Annotated in this window: 1 protein-coding gene; it reads right to left on the bottom strand. The window is 64.6% G+C overall.

Annotation, left to right across the window (positions count from 1 at the left end; translation table 11 throughout):
- Positions 1-33: 33 nt before the first annotated feature.
- The coding region (locus tag ACVNF4_RS36885) for a transposase (RefSeq protein ID WP_461807154.1) at positions 34-511 on the bottom strand (478 nt) is incomplete at its 5' end.

Here is a 511-nt window from a genome sequence, read left to right as displayed (position 1 = left end):
TGAAGTTCCCCCCGCGAACTGGACAGCGGGTGTTTACGCTGCCGGGACGAGGTTCTGACTGAGCAAGGATCTCGTTTCGAGGGGGGTGACGTACCCGTAGTCGGGGTGCCGACGGAGCCGGCTGCGGTTGTACTCGACCTCGACATAGCGGAAAACGTCGGCCCGGGCGGCCTCACGGGTCTCCCACAGGGTCGTCCCGATCTCCGCTTTCAGGATGGCGAACCAGCTTTCCGCGGCGGCATTATCGTAACAAGAGCCGACGCGCCCCATCGACTGCCTCATGCCCAACTTGCGTATTTCGCTGCGGAATTCGTCACTCGTGTACTCGCTGCCGCGATCCGTATGCATGACGCAACCCTGCTCCAGGCCGCCACGCCCGGCCGCCATCCGCAAGGCGGCGACCGGCAGCTCGGCGCGGTGGTGGTCGGCCATCGCCCAGCCGACCACCTCCCGCGTCGCAAGATCGATACAGGTCGCCAGATACAACTTCCCTTCCAGCGTGCTGAGTTCA

The sequence above is a fragment of the Streptomyces sp. S6 genome (assembly GCF_054880855.1).
Note: the sequence above shows the minus strand (reverse complement) of the source record. Positions and strands in the feature narration are given on the sequence as shown.